The sequence below is a fragment of the Stenotrophomonas sp. SAU14A_NAIMI4_8 genome, assembly GCF_003086695.1.
Lineage (GTDB): Bacteria > Pseudomonadota > Gammaproteobacteria > Xanthomonadales > Xanthomonadaceae > Stenotrophomonas.
The window spans coordinates 1,872,728-1,888,731 of the sequence record NZ_CP025999.1; the positions used below are offsets into that span (position 1 = coordinate 1,872,728).

At 66.4% G+C, this 16,004-nt stretch carries 13 protein-coding genes; 10 read left to right on the forward strand and 3 right to left on the reverse strand.

The features are described 5' to 3' along the window. Positions 1–15 precede the first annotated feature (15 nt). Both C1930_RS08720 and galU read left to right on the forward strand, forming a co-directional pair. Entirely contained in the window at positions 16–1,926 is a 1,911-nt protein-coding gene (locus C1930_RS08720) for a nucleoside-diphosphate sugar epimerase/dehydratase (protein WP_199912419.1), read from the forward strand. After that, positions 1,926–2,804, forward strand: a complete 879-nt coding sequence (galU, locus tag C1930_RS08725) for a UTP--glucose-1-phosphate uridylyltransferase GalU (RefSeq protein ID WP_108752873.1) — start codon at positions 1,926–1,928, stop codon at positions 2,802–2,804. Before C1930_RS08720 ends, galU begins: the two co-directional genes overlap by 1 nt. Before the next feature lie 363 nt (positions 2,805–3,167). Here galU and C1930_RS08730 read toward each other — a convergent pair whose 3' ends face one another. The 3 genes from C1930_RS08730 to C1930_RS08740 all read right to left on the reverse strand — a co-directional run bounded on the left by C1930_RS08730 (position 3,168) and on the right by C1930_RS08740 (position 7,585). Then, positions 3,168–4,376, reverse strand: a complete 1,209-nt coding sequence (locus C1930_RS08730) for an acetyl-CoA C-acyltransferase (protein WP_108752874.1) — start codon at positions 4,374–4,376, stop codon at positions 3,168–3,170. Between the two features lie 144 nt (positions 4,377–4,520). After that, the gene (locus C1930_RS08735) at positions 4,521–6,893 is read right to left on the reverse strand and encodes a 3-hydroxyacyl-CoA dehydrogenase/enoyl-CoA hydratase family protein (RefSeq protein ID WP_108771501.1); all 2,373 of its coding nucleotides are present in this window, start codon (positions 6,891–6,893) and stop codon (positions 4,521–4,523) included. Positions 6,894–6,919: 26 nt separating this feature from the next. Next, a complete protein-coding gene (locus tag C1930_RS08740; RefSeq protein ID WP_108752876.1) occupies positions 6,920–7,585 on the reverse strand; it encodes a TetR family transcriptional regulator in 666 nt (221 codons plus the stop codon). A 422-nt stretch (positions 7,586–8,007) separates the two neighbouring features. Between C1930_RS08740 and ndk the strand changes: the two genes are divergently transcribed. The 8 genes from ndk to moeB all read left to right on the forward strand — a co-directional run bounded on the left by ndk (position 8,008) and on the right by moeB (position 15,887). Further along, on the forward strand, positions 8,008–8,433 hold the full coding sequence (gene ndk, locus C1930_RS08745; protein ID WP_108749396.1) for a nucleoside-diphosphate kinase: 426 nt from the start codon (positions 8,008–8,010) through the stop codon (positions 8,431–8,433). Positions 8,434–8,443: 10 nt separating this feature from the next. Then, positions 8,444–9,649, forward strand: a complete 1,206-nt coding sequence (gene rlmN, locus C1930_RS08750) for a 23S rRNA (adenine(2503)-C(2))-methyltransferase RlmN (RefSeq protein ID WP_107232307.1) — start codon at positions 8,444–8,446, stop codon at positions 9,647–9,649. Beyond that, complete coding sequence (gene pilW / locus C1930_RS08755) at positions 9,636–10,424, forward strand: type IV pilus biogenesis/stability protein PilW (protein ID WP_108771502.1); 789 nt, start codon at positions 9,636–9,638, stop codon at positions 10,422–10,424. The genes rlmN and pilW overlap by 14 nt, the downstream gene beginning before the upstream one ends. Before the next feature lie 19 nt (positions 10,425–10,443). Then, a complete protein-coding gene (locus C1930_RS08760) occupies positions 10,444–11,310 on the forward strand; it encodes a RodZ domain-containing protein (protein ID WP_108771503.1) in 867 nt (288 codons plus the stop codon). 64 nt (positions 11,311–11,374) lie between these two features. Further along, on the forward strand, positions 11,375–12,013 hold the full coding sequence (locus C1930_RS08765; protein WP_108755991.1) for a tetratricopeptide repeat protein: 639 nt from the start codon (positions 11,375–11,377) through the stop codon (positions 12,011–12,013). Continuing rightward, positions 12,013–13,221 (forward strand): outer membrane protein assembly factor BamB, encoded by a 1,209-nt coding sequence (gene bamB, locus C1930_RS08770; RefSeq protein WP_108752880.1) that lies wholly within the window; start codon positions 12,013–12,015, stop codon positions 13,219–13,221. The genes C1930_RS08765 and bamB overlap by 1 nt, the downstream gene beginning before the upstream one ends. A gap of 15 nt (positions 13,222–13,236) precedes the next feature. Continuing rightward, positions 13,237–14,634, forward strand: coding sequence for a ribosome biogenesis GTPase Der (gene der / locus C1930_RS08775; RefSeq protein WP_108752881.1), 1,398 nt, complete (start codon positions 13,237–13,239; stop codon positions 14,632–14,634). A 98-nt stretch (positions 14,635–14,732) separates the two neighbouring features. Beyond that, complete coding sequence (gene moeB, locus C1930_RS08780; RefSeq protein WP_267895994.1) at positions 14,733–15,887, forward strand: molybdopterin-synthase adenylyltransferase MoeB; 1,155 nt, start codon at positions 14,733–14,735, stop codon at positions 15,885–15,887. Positions 15,888–16,004: the final 117 nt, after the last annotated feature.

The window sequence follows — 16,004 nt, forward strand, 5'->3', positions numbered from 1 at the left end:
GGAATTAAGCGAAATATGTCTTCACCTTGGCGGGACAGAATCCTCGGTCTTTTGCCGCGCACGGCCATCGTCTGCCACGACCTGTTCATGGTCTGGGCCTGTTGGCAGTTGCTGCATGCCGGTCGCTACTCGATCCTGGCCGACGCTCCGGCCTTGCCGCTGTGGAATGTCGACACCACGCTGGTCCTGGCCCTGCAGGGCATCGTGTTCTGGCGCGTGGGCCTGTACCGCGGCCTGTGGCGTTTCGCCAGCGTCAGCGACCTGCTGAACATCTTCAAGGCCAGCTTCATCGGCCTGGTCGCCATCGTGCTGGTGCTGGCCTGGAAGCGCTTCAACGGCGTGCCCATGTCGGTGCTGGTCATCTATCCCTTCGCACTGTCGGCCCTGCTGGGCGCGCCGCGCCTGCTGTACCGCGCATGGAAGGACTACCAGTCGCTGCAGTCCGATTCGACCGCGCGCCGGGTGCTGATCCTCGGCGCCGGCCAGGCTGCCGAAACGCTGGTGCGCGACCTGCGCCGTTCCGGCAACTTCGAACCGGTGGGCCTGCTCGATGACGCCCCGCACCTGCGCGGCGCCAAGCTGCAGGGCCTGCCGATCCTGGGCACCCTGGACGATGCCCCGGCGGTGGTGCGCGAAAGCGCGGCCAAGCTGCTGGTCATCGCCATTCCCTCGCTCGATGCGGTGGGCATGCAACGCGTGGTCGCCATCTGCGAAAGCACCGGCGTGCCGTTCCGCACCGTGCCCAAGCTGAGCGACATCCTGCAGGGCCAGTCGCTGCCGGGCCAGTTGAAGGAAGTGGCGATCGAAGACCTGCTGGGTCGCAAGCCGATCATGCCGGACTGGAACCTGATCCGCGGTTGGCTGGGCGGGCGTACCGTCATGGTCACCGGCGCCGGTGGTTCCATCGGTTCGGAACTGTGCCGCCAGTGCGCGCGCCATGGCGCCGGCCGCATCGTGCTGGTGGAAATCAGCGAGCTGCTGCTGCTGACCATCGAAGGTGAGCTGCGCCGCAGCTTCCCCGATATCGAAGTAGAGGCCGTGCTGGGCGACTGTGGCGACCCGGCAGTGATGCGCCATGCGCTGTCGCTGCACCCGGTCGATACGGCCTTCCATGCCGCCGCCTACAAGCACGTGCCGGTGCTGGAACGGCAGCTGCGCGAAGCCGTGCGCAACAACATCCTGGCCACTGAAAACGTGGCACGCGCCTGCCTGGAAGCGCGCGTGGAGCATTTCGTGTTCATTTCCACCGACAAGGCGGTCGACCCGGTCAATGCGCTGGGCGCCAGCAAGCGCTATGCGGAAATGATCTGCCAGAGCCTGGACCAGAAGTCCACGCATACCCGTTTCGTGACCGTGCGCTTCGGCAACGTGCTGGCCTCGGCCGGCAGCGTGGTGCCGCTGTTCCGCGAACAGATCCTGCGCGGCGGCCCGGTCACGGTGACCGATCCGGAAGTGACCCGTTACTTCATGACCATTCCCGAGGCCTGCCAGCTGATCCTGCAGGCGGCCGCGTCGGCATCGCACGGTGCCATCTACACGCTGGACATGGGCGAGCCGGTGCCGATCCGCGTGCTGGCCGAGCAGATGATCCGCCTGGCCGGCAAGCAGCCGTACAAGGATATTCCGATCATCTACACCGGCCTGCGCCCGGGCGAGAAGCTGCACGAGACGCTGTTCTATTCCGACGAAGACTACCGACCGACCTCGCACCCGAAGGTGCTGGAGGCCGGCGTGCGTACCTTCTCGCGCGATCTGGTGCTGGGCAACGTGCCCAAGCTGCGCGAGGCAACGGTGAGCTACGACACCGGCGCCATCCAGGAAATCCTGTTCGCGACCATGCCCGAATTCTCGCCAATCGAACAGGACGCTTACATGTCGTCCGCTAAAGTCGTGCCATTCCCCGCACGAGAGGCCAGCAGGCACTAATGAGCAAGCGCATTCGCAAGGCAGTTTTCCCGGTGGCAGGCCTGGGCACCCGTTTCCTGCCCGCCACCAAGACGGTTCCCAAGGAAATGCTGCCGATCATCGATCGGCCCCTCATCCAGTACGCGGTGGACGAGGCGATCGAGGCGGGCTGTGACACCCTGGTGTTCATCACCAACCGCTACAAGCACGCCGTGGCCGACTACTTCGACAAGGCCTACGAGCTGGAACAGAAGCTGGAGCGCGCCGGCAAGCAGGAACAGCTGGAGCTGATCCGCCACGTGCTGCCCGAAGGCGTGCGCGCGATCTTCGTCACCCAGGCCGAGGCGCTGGGGCTGGGCCATGCGGTGCTGTGCGCCAAGGCGGTGATCGGCGATGAGCCCTTCGCCGTGCTGCTGCCCGACGATCTGATCTGGAACCGCGGCGCCGGTGCGCTGAAGCAGATGGCCGATCTGAACGAGGCCAGCGGTGCCAGCGTGATTGCGGTGGAAGACGTGCCGCATGAGAAGACCGCCAGCTACGGCATTGTCGCCACCGAGGCGTTCGATGGCCGCAAGGGCCGTATTTCGCAGATCGTGGAAAAGCCCAAGCCGGAAGACGCGCCGAGCGATCTGGCGGTGGTGGGTCGCTACGTGCTGAGCCCGAAGATCTTCGAGCTGCTGGAACAGACCGGCAGTGGTGCTGGTGGCGAGATCCAGCTGACCGATGCGATTGCCGCGCTGCTGGCGCAGGAGCCGGTGGATGCCTACCGCTTCGAGGGCACGCGTTTCGACTGCGGGACGCACCTGGGCCTGGTGGAAGCGACGATCCGCTTCGCGCTGGACAACCCGAAGCTGGCCGGCCCGGCCCGCGAGAAGCTGGCAGCGATGCTGGCGGAGTAAGGTTTTTTCGAGCGCTCCGTTCGCGGCGCCTTGATTGATACGTGATGGGCGGGATGGGTGGGCCTTTGCAGGACACGCCGTAAACCCGTCCATGGGGGCTCGTTGGCGCCATCCATGGCGCCAGCGGTCCTGCAAAGGCCCACCCATCCCGCCTGCCAGGTTTCCTGCGCGCGCGGACGGGAAGGGCGGAATCAAGGGCAGGGGCAAAAGCAAAAAAGGCAGCCATTGGCTGCCTTTTTTCGTGGATCTGACCCCACACCCGAAACCATCCACGCATGGCGTGGATCTACTGCGAGACGAAGCGGGTGGATCGGGGTCAGATCCCTTTGCGTAGCAAAGGGCTCTGACCCCAGGCGGTCAGCCTTACAGCGCTTCGAAAATACCCGCGGCGCCCATGCCGGTGCCGATGCACATGGTCACCATGCCGTACTTCTGCTGGCGACGGCGCAGGCCGTGCAGCAGGGTGGCGGTGCGGATCGCGCCGGTCGCACCCAGCGGGTGGCCCAGAGCGATCGCGCCGCCCAGCGGGTTCACCTTGCTCGGGTCCAGGCCGCAATCGCGGATCACCGCCAGCGACTGCGCGGCGAAGGCTTCGTTCAGTTCGATCCAGTCCAGCTGGTCCTGGGTCAGGCCGGCCTGCTTCAGTGCCTTCGGAATCGCGGCGATCGGGCCGATGCCCATCACTTCCGGGCGCACCCCGGCCACCGAGAAGCTGACGAAGCGGGCCAGCGGGGTCAGGCCGTAATCCTTGATCGCCTGTTCCGAAGCCAGCAGCACCGCGCCGGCGCCATCGCTCATCTGCGACGAGTTGCCGGCGGTGACGGTGCCGCCGAACTGGCCGTTGCGGAACACCGGGCGCAGCTTGGCCAGGCCTTCAGCGGACGAGTCCGGCCGCGGGCCTTCGTCGGTGTCGGCAATCTTGTTGCGGGTGATGATGCGCTGGCCATCGGCCAGGTCCGGCAGGTGCGAGACGATCTCGTACGGGCTGATCTCATCCTTGAACTCGCCGTTCTGGATGGCGGCCATGGCCTTCTGGTGCGAGGCCAGGGCGAAGGCGTCCTGCTCTTCGCGCGAGACCTTCCACTCTTCGGCCACCTTCTCGGCGGTGATGCCCATGCCGTAGGCAATGGCCACGTGGTCGTTGTCGAACACGCTCGGTGCCATCGCGATCTTGTTGCCCATCATCGGCACCATCGACATCGATTCGGTGCCGCCGGCCAGCATCAGGTCGGCGTTGCCCAGGCGGATCGCATCGGCAGCCTGCGCCACGGCCTGCAGGCCAGACGAGCAGAAGCGGTTCACGGTCTGCGCGGCGATGGTGTTGGGCAGGCCGGCCAGCAGCACGCCGATGCGCGCCACGTTCATGCCTTGCTCGGCTTCGGGCATGGCGCAGCCGATGATGGCGTCATCGATACGGTTCACGTCCACGCCCGGGGCCTGGGCGACGACGCTGCGCAGCACGTGCGCAAGCATGTCGTCGGGGCGGGTGTTGCGGAACATGCCCTTGGGCGCCTTGCCTACCGGGGTACGGGTGGCGGCGACGATGTAGGCGTCCTGGATTTGCTTGGTCATTGCAGTGATCTCTTGAATGGGTTTTGCCGGTGTGCCCACCAAGGTGGGCACCTACCAGAGGCGGAGGAGTGCCGACCAACGGTCGGCACCCACCGGGGCAGAGGGTGTGCCCACAAAGGTGGGCACCTACCAGAAGCAGGGCGATCAGTTACGCAGCGGCTTGCCGGTCTTCAGCATGTGCGCGATGCGGGCCTGGGTCTTTTCCTGCTGGGCCAGTTCAACGAAATGCTTGCGCTCCAGGGTCAGCAGCCACTCTTCGTCCACCAGGGTGCCGCGGTCGACCTTGCCGCCGCACAGCACGGTGGCAATGCGCTCGGCAATCTCGTAGTCGTACGGGCTGATGAAGCGGCCTTCCAGCATGTTGACCAGCATCATCTTGAAGGTGGCGATGCCCACGTCACCGGCCACCTGGATGCGGCGTGCCGGCAGCGGCGGGCGGTAACCGGCTTCGGCCAGCGCACGTGCTTCGGCCTTGGCGATGTACAGCGCCTCGTAGCTGTTGAACACCACCTTGTCGGTGCTGCGCAGCAGGCCCAGTTCCTTGGCGTTGACCGCCGAGTTGGACACCTTGGCCATCGCCACGGTCTCGAAGGTCTTCTTCAGTTCGGCGAACACATCACCGCCGGGGCCAGCGGCCTGCGAGGCGCGCACGGCCAGTTCCTTCAGGCCGCCACCGGCCGGCAGCAGGCCTACGCCGGCTTCGACCAGGCCGATGTAGCTTTCCAGGAAGGCCACGGTCTTGGCGCTGTGCATCTGGAATTCGCAGCCACCGCCCAGGGCCAGGCCACGCACCGCGGCCACCACCGGCACCAGCGAGTACTTGATGCGCTGGCTGGTGCGCTGGAAGTTGGCCACCATCTCTTCGAACTGGTCGACCTTGCCGGCCTGCAGCAGGCCCAGCGCGCCAGCCAGGTCGGCACCGGCGGAGAAGGGTTCCTTCTGCTGCCAGATCACCAGGCCCTGGAAGTCCTTCTCGGCGCGGCTGACGCATTCCTGCAGGCCATCAAGCACCTGGTCGGACACGGTGTTCATCTTGGTCTTGAAGCTGACCACGGCAATGCCATCACCGTCGTGCCACATGCGCAGGCCGTCGTTCTCGAACACGGTCTCGCCCGGGGCGAACTGCTCGCCCAGCAGCGGATCGGGGAAGCGCTGGCGCTGGTACACCGGCAGCGACGAGCGCGGCAGCTTGGCGTTGCGCGACGGGCTGTAGCTGCCCTCGGCGGCGTGCACGCCGTCGCGGCCATCGAACACCCAATCCGGCAGCGGGGCGCTGCTCATGCTCTTGCCGGCCACGATGTCATCGGCAATCCACTGCGCCACCTGCTTCCAGCCAGCGGCCTGCCAGGTTTCGAACGGGCCCAGCGACCAGCCGTAGCCCCAGCGGATGGCCAGGTCGACGTCGCGCGCGGTTTCGGCGATATCGGCCAGGTGGTAGGCGCTGTAGTGGAACAGGTCGCGGAAGGTCGCCCACAGGAACTGCGCCTGCGGGTGCTGGCTCTCGCGCAGCTTGGCGAACTTTTCGGCCGGGTTCTTGATCTTCAGGATCTCGACCACTTCCGGGGCTGCAGTGCGATCGGCGGCGCGGTAGTCCTGCTTTTCCAGGTCCAGCACCACGATGTCCTTGCCGACCTTGCGGAAGATGCCGGCGCCGGTCTTCTGGCCCAGCGCGCCCTTGCTGATCAGCGCGTCCAGCCACTTCGGCGACTTGAAGAATTCATGCCACGGGTCGTTGGGCAGGGTGTCGCCCATGGTCTTGATGACGTGGGCCATGGTGTCCAGGCCGACCACGTCGGAGGTGCGGTAGGTGGCCGACTTCGGGCGGCCCACCAGCGGACCGGTCAGGCCGTCCACTTCATCGAAGCCCAGGCCGAACTGCTGGGTGTGGTGGATGGTGGACAGGATCGAGAACACGCCGATGCGGTTGCCGATGAAGTTCGGGGTGTCCTTGGCGTACACCACGCCCTTGCCCAGGGTGGTGACCAGGAAGGCTTCCAGGCCTTCCAGCACCGCCTTGTCGGTGGTGGTGGCCGGAATCAGTTCGGCCAGGTGCATGTAGCGCGGCGGGTTGAAGAAGTGCACGCCGCAGAAACGGTGGCGCAGCTGCTCGGGCAGCACGTCAGCCAGCTTGTTGATGCCCAGGCCGGAGGTGTTGGAGGCCAGCACCGCGTGGTCGGCCACGAACGGGGCGATCTTCTTGTACAGGTCCTGCTTCCAGTCCATGCGCTCGGCAATGGCCTCGATGATCAGGTCGCAGTCCTTCAGCTGTTCCAGGCTGGTTTCGTAGTTGCCGGGGGTGATGGCTTCGGCCAGCGACTTGCTGGCCAGCGGCGCCGGGCTCAGCTTGCCCAGGTTGGCGATTGCCTTCAGCACGATGCCATCGGCCGGACCTTCCTTGGCAGGCAGGTCGAACAGCACGGTATCGACGCCGGCGTTGGTCAGGTGGGCGGCGATCTGGGCACCCATGACGCCGGCACCCAGCACGGCGGCGCGGCGGACTAGCAGGGAATTGGACATGGTGTAGGGCCTTTGTTGGTCAGCAGTTACTGGGTGGAATCAATGGAAGCGGGCAGGGCGCTGTCGCGTGCGGCGGCGCGGAAACCGGCTTCGGCGAAATGGATCAGTTCGTGGGCGGCATGGGCACGATGCGCCGCTTCGGTGACACCGGCGGGTCGCTTGATCAGCCCGAAGTCGGCCATGGCGTAGGTGAGCGAGCCGGCCAGGAAATCCAGCCGCCAGTACAGCTCTTCCTTGCTCAGGCCGGGCACGCACTCGGCAATGGCTTTGCCGAACGCGCGCAGCACGTGGCCGTAGTGGTCGGACAGGAACTTGCGCAGGTTGTCGTTCTTTTCGGCGTAGGCGCGGGCGATCACGCGCACGAAGGCGCCGCCGCTCTGGCGGTCCTGGGCCATGGCCAGTGCCGGTTCCACGAAGGCGGCCAGCACCGGGCGCAGCTGGCCGGGGTGTTCGCTGCGGGCGCGCTCGAGCTGGGCCAGGCGCGCGGCGGTCATTTCGTCCATGCGGCGGCGGAACACCTCGTTGACCAGGTTTTCCTTGGATCCGAAGTGGTAGTTCACCGCCGCGATGTTCACATCGGCCTGGCTGGTGACCTGGCGCAGGGACGTGCCGGCGAACCCGTGCTGGGCGAACAGCTCCTCGGCGGCACCGAGGATCCGGTCCTTGGTCGAGAAGTGGGCGGGTTTGGCCATGGGGCGGCGGACCTTAATCAAACGATTGTTTGATACTAGGACCAGACGGGGGCGTATGGCATTTTGCAGTGCAGCAAAATTGCCGGACGAGTTAGAGGGCGTTCACCCGCAGGGGGCGGGAGGTGGGGTCGGATGCCGAAGGGGCTCCGACCCCATGGCCGGGCGGGTCGTGGTGGGGTCAGAGCCCCTGCGGGGATCTGACCCCTGGGGTGGGACCCTTGGCTGGGCTGGGGAAGGGGGTCAGAGCCCCTGCGGGGATCTGACCCCGGGCGGCCGGGCGGCTGCCAGCCATGGGCTGGCACTACTACGCGGGATCTTTTACAATCCGCGCACGTTTATCAGGCTAAGCCCGCGTCCCGACGCGGGTTTTTTTCATGTTACCCTTCGGGCCATCAGCGGCCCGATTCCATTGGAGACATCCCATGGCGCTGGAGCGCACCCTTTCGATCATCAAGCCGGACGCCGTTGCCAAGAACGTCATCGGCGAAATCTACGCCCGCTTCGAGAAGGCCGGCCTGAAGGTCGTGGCCGCCAAGTACAAGCAGCTGTCGCGCCGTGAAGCCGAAGGCTTCTACGCCGTGCACCGCGAGCGTCCGTTCTTCAACGCGCTGGTCGAGTTCATGATCTCCGGCCCGGTGATGATCCAGGCCCTGGAAGGCGAAAACGCCGTCCTGGCCCACCGCGACCTGCTGGGCGCCACCAACCCGAAGGACGCTGCGCCGGGCACCATCCGCGCCGACTTCGCCGATTCCATCGATGCCAACGCCGCCCACGGCTCGGACTCGGTCGAGAATGCCGCCATTGAAGTGGCCTACTTCTTCGCCGCCACCGAAGTCGTTTCGCGCTGAGAGTGATGCCGTGAACGAGGTCGTACAGTCCCCCGCCATCCAGCCGCTGCCGAAGTCGGCACCCACGGCTGGCAAGCAGAACCTGCTCGACCTCGATCGCGCGGGCCTGGAACAGTTTTTCGTCGAAAAACTCGGCGAAAAGAAATTCCGTGCCCATCAGGTGATGAAGTGGATCCACCATCGCTACGTCACCGATTTCGATGAAATGACCGATCTCGGCAAGGTCCTGCGCGCCAAGCTGCAGGCCCATGCCGAGGTCGTTGTTCCCAACATCGTGTTCGACAAGCCCTCCGCCGACGGCACCCACAAGTGGCTGCTGGCGATGGGCGTGGATGGCAAGAACGCCATCGAGACCGTGTACATCCCCGACAAGACCCGCGGCACGCTGTGCGTGTCCTCGCAGGTCGGTTGCGGCCTGAACTGCACGTTCTGCTCCACCGCTACCCAGGGCTTCAACCGCAACCTGACCACCGCCGAGATCATCGGCCAGGTGTGGGTGGCCGCGCGCCATCTGGGCAACGTGCCGCACCAGATGCGCCGCCTCACCAACGTGGTGATGATGGGCATGGGCGAGCCGTTGATGAATTTCGACAACGTCGTGCGCGCCATGAGCGTGATGCGCGACGACCTGGGCTACGGCCTGGCCAACAAGCGCGTGACGCTTTCGACGTCCGGGCTGGTCCCGCAGATCGATCGCCTGTCCGCCGAAAGCGACGTGTCGCTGGCTGTTTCCCTGCATGCGCCGAATGACGCGCTGCGCGAAACGCTGGTGCCGCTGAACAAGAAGTACCCGATTGCCGAGCTGATGGCCTCGTGTGCCCGCTACCTGCGCGCCAACAAGCGCCGCGAGTCGGTCACCTTCGAGTACACCCTGATGAAGGGCATCAACGACAAGCCCGAGCATGCCCGCGAGCTGGCCCGCCTGATGCACCAGTTCGACAACGCGGTGCAGGCCCGGGACTCGGGCAAGGTCAACCTGATTCCGTTCAACCCGTTCCCGGGCACCCGCTACGAGCGTTCCGAAGAAGCGCATATCCGCGCCTTCCAGAAGATCCTGCTGGACAGCAACGTGCTGACCATGGTCCGCCGCACCCGTGGCGACGACATCGACGCGGCCTGTGGCCAGTTGAAGGGCCAGGTGATGGACCGCACGCGCCGCCAGGCAGAGTTCAACAAGACGCTGCAGGCAGGGAAGGGGAGTGATGCAGCGGCCTGACCGCCGGTTGCCGGCCCTGTTCGCAGGCGTGCTGGCAGTGGCTGCCAGCGGCTGTACCACCACTTCTGAAATTCCCATCGGCCCCGGCGGCGTGGCCCCGGTGCACACCGTGCGCGACGACCCCAACGTGCGCCAGCAGTTCAAGTACGACGACATGCTGGCGCTGGCCGCCCGTGACCTGCAGGTCGGCAATCTGGACGAGGCCGAACGCAAGACCCGGCAGGCGCTGAAGATCCAGCCCAATGGCGTGGATGCGCTGATGTTGCAGGCCGGGGTGGACGACCGCCGTGGCCGCCAGCAGCAGGCCGGCGAAGGCTTCCGCCGCGCCGCCGAACTGGCGCCGCAGCGCGGCGATGTGCTGAACAACTACGCCGCCTGGCTGTGCCAGCATGGCCAGGCCGCCGAATCGCTGGTCTGGTTCGACCGCGCCCTGCAGGCGCCGGGCTATGCCACCCCTGCCGCCGCACTGGCCAACGCCGGGGGCTGCGCGCTCGATGCCGGTCAGGTCGAGCGTGCCGAACGCGACCTGCGTACCTCGCTGCAGCACGCCCCGCAGAACCCGGTGGCGCTGGAAGCGATGGCCCAGCTCAGCTTCCGCCAGGGCCAGTACATGGCCGCGCGGGCCTTCGCCGAACGTAGGATTGCGGCTGCACCGGCCACGCGTTCCGTGTTACAACTTGCGTCTGACATCGAAGCGCGACTGGGCGATCAGGCGGCATCTGATCGCTATCTGCAGCGGATTCGACAGGAATTTCCGCAGGATGCGGGCTCCTAAACTCCAGGGTTGATGCATTGTGATTGATGACCAGACTGTGAGCGCTCTCGATACTGCGGCCGGCTGCGGCACCCGCCTGCGCCAGGCCCGCGAGGCGGCCGGACTGACCCTTGAAGACGTTGGCGCGCGCCTGCGCATGCCCGTCCAGGTGGTGAAGTCGCTGGAAGAGGAACAATGGCAGAAGCTGGGTGCGCCGGTGTTCGTGCGCGGTCAGCTGCGCAGCTATGCGCGCTTGCTGAACGTGGATATCAGCCAGCTGCTGGAACAGGCCCAGGTGGGGCCGGTGGTACCGCCCACCCTGGTCAGCCATACCCATACCCCGCGTGCGCGCCGCATTGCCGAAAACCTCGGCCGCCGTGCGCTGTACGTCGGCATTACCGCCGTGCTGGCGGTGCCGGTGTGGTTCGCCACCCGCGGCCACTTCGACGACAGCGCGCCGGCGCCCAGCACCGCCTCGCTGGATGCCATTCCGGCCGCCGTGCCGGTCACCCCGCCGGTGTCAGGCAGCGATGCCGCCGTGGCCAGCGCGCCGGTGGCCGCCCCGGCTGCCAAGCCGGCCGCGCCGTACGTGGCCTCGCTCACCCCGGTGCCGCGCCCGGCCCCGGCCGCTGCGCCGGCCGCCGCCAACCTGGACATGCAGTTCAGTGGCGACAGCTGGGTGGATATTGCCGGCCCCGATGGCGGCACGGTCGAGAAGGCCCTGATCAAGGCCGGCGAGCGCCGCAGCTTCACCCCCGGCCAGGTAACCCGCGTCACCCTGGGCAATGCCTCGGCGGTGCAGGTTCAGCAGAACGGCGCTATCGTCGATCTGAGCCCCTACCAGCGAGCCAACGTGGCCCGCTTTCAGGTATCCTCTGAAGGCTCCGTAGTCCCGGTTTCACACTGAGACGCGGTTTCACCACCTTCGATAATCCCAATGGTCCCTCCCGATGGGCGGGGCGAGAGTACGCATGGCGATCGACGATCTGCTCGACGAGCACGAACAAAGTGAACGCGTCCGCAGCTGGCTGCGGAGCAATGGCGCCAGCATCATCGGTGGCGTAGTCATCGCCATCGGTGCCATTGCCGGCTGGCAGTGGTGGCAGCAGCAACAGGGCGGCAAGCTGGCCACGGCCAATGTCGAATACCAGAAAGCCCTGGTCGGCTTGGAGCAGAACAAGCTGGACGACGCCGCCAAGGCGGTGAAGGCGCTGGAGGCTGGCCCGTCCAGCATCTACGGCGATCTGGCCGCCCTGCAGCTGGCCAAGGCCCAGGTGGATGCGGGCAAGAACGAAGAAGCGCTGGCTACCCTGCGCGCGGTCAAGGTTGAAGGCGACCTGCAGCGCGTGGTCGACCAGCGCGTGGCGCGCCTGCTGGTGGCCACCGGCAAGAGCGATGAGGCCATCAAGCTGCTGGGCAGTGCCACCGACAGCAGCAGCCTGGAAATCCACGGCGATGCGCTGCTGGCCCAGGGCAAGCGCGATGCCGCGCGCGAACAGTATGAGAAGGCGCTGAAAACGCTGGACGTGGCAGCGCCGCAGCGGCGCCTGCTGGAAACCAAGGTTATGGACGCTGGCGGCACCGTCGCCGCCCCTGCGGAGTCGGTTTGATGAGTCAGAAGGTCATGATCACGCGCGTCGCTTCCGTGCTGCTGCTCGGTATGGCGCTGTCCGGCTGCAGCACCATGAAGGGCTGGTTCGCCGGTAAGGATGCCGCCGCCAAGAAGGCGCAGGAACCGGCCGAGCTGGTGAAGTTCGAGCCGACCGTGAAGGTCAACAAGGCCTGGTCGGTGAACCTGGGCAAGGGCGAGCAGCGCATCGGCGTGCGCCAGGGCCCGGTGGTGGCCAATGGCCACGTGTTCGCCGCGGCCATTACCGGCGGCGTGCATGCCATCGACCTGCAGACCGGCAAGAAGGTCTGGACCTGGGAACCGACCAAGGAAAAGAAGAAGCCGAAACTGCGCCTGTCCGGCGGCCCCGGCGTGGGTGAAAACCTGGTGGTGATCGGCACGCTGGATGGCCAGGTCATTGCCCTGGACATCAACGATGGCAGCGAAAAGTGGCGCGCCCGCGTGCCCAACGAAGTCATCGCCGCCCCGGCCGTGGCCAACGGCCTGGTGTTCGTGCGCAGCAACGACGGCCGGGTGACCGCCTTCGATGCCGGCAACGGCACCCAGAAGTGGTTCAACCCCAGCGAACTGCCGGCCCTGACCGTGCGCGGCAACGCGCCGGTGGTCACCGGCCCGGGCGTGCTGTTCATCGGCAAGGATGACGGCGCCGTGTCCGCGCTGGCCATGCAGGACGGCCGCACCCTGTGGGACCAGAGCCTGGCCAGCGGCGAAGGCCGTACCGAGCTGGAGCGCATGGCCGACGTCGACGGCGCCCCGGTGCTGGAAGGCAATACGCTGTTCGTCAGCAGCTTCAAGAACCAGACCATGGCCATCGAAGGCCCGACCGGTCGCCCGCTGTGGGCGCGTGACCACGGCGGTGCCGGTGGCGTGGCGGTGTCTTCGGGCAATGTGTTCGTAACCGACAACAAGGGCGGGGTGTTCGGCCTGGACAAGACCAGTGGCGCTGCCATGTGGTCGCAGACCGCACTGGCCCGTCGCTCGCTCACTGGCCCGGCCCTGCAGGGCGATTACGTGGTGGTGGGTGACTACAAGGGATACCTGCACTGGCTGCAGACGTCCGACGGCGCACTGGCGGCGCGGGCCAAGAGCGGCGGTGACGCCCTGCTGGCCCAGCCAATCGTGGCCGACGGATTGCTGCTGGTGCAGAACGTTGATGGCAAGCTGACCGCCTTCCGGTTGGCAAATTAATACGGAGTAATCGCGATGCTGCCTTTGGTCGCCCTGGTTGGACGGCCGAATGTCGGCAAGTCAACCATTTTCAATGCGTTGACCCGCACCCGTGACGCCCTGGTCCATGACCAGCCCGGCGTCACCCGCGATCGCAACTACGGCGTGTGCCGCCTGGATGAAGACAACCACTTCCTGGTGGTCGACACCGGCGGTATTGCCGAAGAAGAAGAAGGCCTGGCTGGCGCGACCACGCGCCAGGCCCGTGCCGCCGCGGCCGAAGCCGACCTGATCCTGTTCGTGGTGGATGCCCGTGAGGGCACCTCGGCCATGGACGATGAGATCCTGGCCTGGCTGCGCAAGCTCTCGCGCCCGACGCTGCTGCTGATCAACAAGATCGACGGCACCGACGAGGACAATGTGCGTTCGGAATTCGCCCGCTATGGCTTCGGCGAAATGCTGACCGTATCGGCCGCCCATCGCCAGGGTCTGGACGACCTGCTGGACGAAGTGATCCAGCGCCTGCCCGAAGAAGGCAGCGGCGAAGAGCTGGACAACGATCCGAACCGCATCCGCATCGCCTTCGTCGGCCGCCCCAACGTGGGCAAGTCGACCCTGGTGAACCGCATCCTGGGCGAAGAGCGGATGATCGCCTCGGACGTGCCGGGCACCACCCGCGACTCGATCGCGGTGGACCTGGAGCGTGACGGCCGCGACTACCGCCTGATCGACACCGCCGGCCTGCGCCGCCGTTCGCGCGTGGACGAAGTGGTCGAGAAGTTCTCGGTGGTCAAGACCATGCAGTCCATCGAGCAGTGCCAGGTGGCCGTGCTGATGCTGGACGCCACTGAAGGTGTGACCGACCAGGACGCCACCGTGCTGGGCGCCGTGCTTGATGCCGGCCGAGCGCTGGTGATCGCCATCAACAAGTGGGATGGCCTGACCGAGTACCAGCGCGAGCAGGCCGAAACCCTGCTGTCGCTGAAGCTGGGCTTCGTGCCGTGGGCCGAATCGGTGCGCATCTCGGCCAAGCATGGCTCGGGCCTGCGCGAACTGTTCCGCGCCGTGCACCGCGCGCACGAATCGGCGAACAAGACCTTCACCACCAGCGAAGTGAACAAGGCGCTGGAAGTGGCGTACGAGACCAACCCGCCGCCGACCATCCGCGGCCACGTCTCCAAGCTGCGTTACGTGCACCCGGCCGGTTCCAACCCGCCCACCTTCATCGTGCACGGCACGCGCCTGAAGGAGTTGCAGGAATCGTACAAGCGCTACCTGGAAAACTTCTTCCGCAAGCGCTTCAAGCTGATCGGCACCCCGGTGAGCTTCATCTTCCGCGAGGGTACCAACCCGTACGAGGGCAAGAAGAACGTCCTCACCGAGCGGCAGGTGAAGGCCAAGCGGCGCTTGATGAAGCACGTGAAGGGCAAGTAGCACGAGAGGCGGCCGCAGGGCCGCCTTTTTTGTTTGTGGGGTCAGAGCCCTTTTCTGCGAAAAGGGATCTGACCCCGGGGCAGTCCCGCACGCAGGGTCTGCGCGATAATGCCGCCATGAGCATTCCCAAGCGTTCCCCGCAGCAGGCGCACGCGCGCCTGGCCCATGGCGCGGTGCTGATCGATGTGCGCGCTGCGCACGAACGTGCCGGTGGCATGGCCGAGGGCGCGCGCGGCGTGGCCAAGGACGATCTGCTGGCCGAACCGGCCGCACACCTGCCCGCGCCAAATCAGGAAATCCTGCTGATCTGCCAGACCGGCAAGCGTTCGGCCGATGCGGCGCAGGCGCTGATCGCGGCGGGCTATTCGAACGTGGCTTCCGTGACGGGCGGCACCGTGGCCTGGCGCGAACAATCGCTGCCGCTGGTGCAACCGCTGCTGTCCGCTGCTGATCAAGATTTCTACGACCGCTACTCGCGCCACCTGCTGCTGCCGCAGGTGGGCGAGGCCGGCCAGCGGCGCCTGCAGCAGGCGCGCGTGCTGGTGCTCGGCGCCGGTGGGCTGGGCGCACCGGCCAGCTTCTATCTGGCGGCTGCGGGGGTAGGGCATCTGCGCCTGGTTGACCACGACCACGTGGAGCGCAGCAACCTGCAGCGGCAGATCGTGCATACCGAAGCCAGCGTCGGCCAAGCCAAGGTTGAATCGGCGCGCGAGCGTCTGCTGGCGCTGAATCCGACCATCGACGTGGACGCCGTGCGCGAGCGGGTCACGTCCGAAAACATCGATCGCCTGCTGCAGGGCGTGGACGTAGTGCTGGATGGATCGGACAACTTCCCGTTGCGCTATCTGCTCAACGATGCCTGCATCAAGCACGCCGTGCCGCTGGTGTATGCGGCCATCGAACGCTTCGATGGCCAGGTAAGCGTGTTTGATGCCGGCCGCCAGCGTGGCGTGGCGCCGTGTTACCGCTGCCTGTTCCCGGAACCGCCACCGCCGGAGTTCGCGCCGAACTGTGCCGAGGCCGGTGTGCTGGGCGTGCTGCCCGGCCTGGCCGGGGTGCTGCAGGCCACCGAGGTGCTGAGGCTGCTGCTGGGTATTGGCGAGCCGCTGGTCGGGCGGTTGCTGCGGTTCGATGCGTTGGGGATGCGGTTCCGGGAAAGCCGCATTGCGCCGGACCCGACGTGCCCAGTGTGTGCGCCGGGTGTGGTGTTCCCCGGGTATATCGATTACGCGGCGTTCTGCCGGGGCGGGTGAACCCGGGCGGCGCGTCATCCACGCATGGCGTGGATCTACTGGTGCGGGGTCCATCCATTGCTCAGGACCCGACGTGCCCAGTGTGTGCGCCGGGTGTGGTGTTCCCCGGGTATATCG